Genomic DNA, 1,751 nt, shown 5'->3' on the forward strand with positions numbered 1-1,751 from the left:
GACCAAAGCCAACCGAAACTGCGTCGCTCAAAGGCGGGGTGGAGAGCATCGGAAGGCAAATGACCGGTCCGTACGATAAGGAACCTGATTCGGCCGGGTGATCTGGCGAGCCTGCCATCCAATGGCGAAGTCCAGACGTGATGGGCGCAGACGGGAAACGGCCCTCCACGAAGCTCGTGACGCTGCAGGAACGTGAGAAAGCGATGACGAGAGATCACCAGGTGTTTGAGGACAGAACGGTCAGAAGCTCATGTGAGTGAATCGGGGAGATCCTGTCGGGGAGTGGTGAATCGACAGGAAGTCAGAGCCTCCGTAGTAGCGGAAGCGCCGTAACGGGCGTGGAGCGAAGGGAGGCAGGAAGACGATGCGTGAAGAAGACAGGGACGGAACAGCAATCACTCTTGGCAGTGTCGGCAACGACTAAACGGGAGAGAGAAGTCAGCGACCGATGGTCGTGGACGGAACCGGCCGTGTGGACCGAGCGCATGGTGGATGCCCTTGAAAGAGGAGTGAAAGGAGGCAAGTGGCACAGCCTGATCGATAAGGTGTACGCAGAACGAACGCTCACGGCAGCATGGCAGAGAGTGGAGCGGAACGGTGGAAGCGGAGGAGTGGACGGAGTGAGTATCCGGGACTTCAAAGGCGAAGCCGGCAAGCTGCTCTCTCTTCTGAGTGAACAAGTTCTGCAGGATCAATACGAGCCGATGGCGATCCGAAGGGTCTACATCCCGAAGCTGGGCAGTCACGAGCTACGGCCACTGGGCATTCCGACGATCAGAGATCGAGTCGTTCAGACAGCATTGCGAAGCGTGATCGAACCAATCTTCGAGCGCGACTTCTCGGACCACAGCTACGGGTTCCGACCGGGGCGAAGCACGAAAGACGCGCTGCGACGCGTCGACTCGCTGCTTAGCGAGGATCGGAGGTGGGTGGTGGACGTCGACATCACGCGTTACTTCGACACGATCCCTCATCGAGCACTGCTCGAGGAAGTGAAGAAGAAGATCGCAGATGGACGGGTGCTGAAACTGATCGAACAGTATCTGAAACAGGATGTGCTTGAGGCGACGCCGAGTTTTGAGACAGCCGAGAAGAGGGGAACCCCACAGGGTGCAGTCATCAGTCCGCTACTGGCCAACATCTATCTGCATCCGATCGACATGGTGATGGAAGCCGAGGGGTACAGGATGGTGCGGTACGCCGACGACTGCGTGGTGCTCTGCAACACGTACCAGGAAGCGGAACGTGCCATGAGCCGACTCCGAGAACTGATGGAAGCCCGAGGGCTGACGCTGCACACCGAGAAAACAAAGATCGTCGATGCGAACGCACCCGGCGGCTTCGACTTCCTCGGCTATCACTTCGAGCAGGGAAAACGATCCCCGCGTCAGAAGAGTCTGCGCAAGCTCAAGGACAAGATCAAGGAACGGACAAGGCGCGCCAACGCTCACGCTCTGAGTAAGATCATCGAGATGATCAACTTGGTGCTACGCGGCTGGTTCGAATACTTCAAGCACTCCTACCACCGTGTCTTCACCACGCTCGACGCCTGGATACGGCAACGCCTGCGCAGCATTCTCCGCGCACGCCGTGGCGGACGTGGACGTGCTCGTGGTGCTGACTATCAACGCTGGTCCAATGCCTACTTCCAGCAATTGGGTCTCTTCACCATGTCAGAGGCCCATGCCATGCTCATCCGCTCTCTACACGAGACCCGTCAACCGGAGAGCCGTATGCGGGAGATCCGCACG

1 protein-coding gene is annotated in these 1,751 nt (G+C 58.5%); it reads left to right on the forward strand.

All coding sequences use genetic code 11. From position 1 onward, the window contains the following. Positions 1-485: 485 nt before the first annotated feature. Positions 486-1,751, forward strand: a 1,266-nt coding sequence (gene ltrA / locus DMG62_24625; GenBank protein PYY19397.1) for a group II intron reverse transcriptase/maturase, incomplete at its 3' end; no start/stop codon positions are given.

It is taken from the genome of Acidobacteriota bacterium (assembly GCA_003225175.1).
In the GTDB taxonomy this organism is placed as follows: domain Bacteria; phylum Acidobacteriota; class Terriglobia; order Terriglobales; family Acidobacteriaceae; genus Gp1-AA112.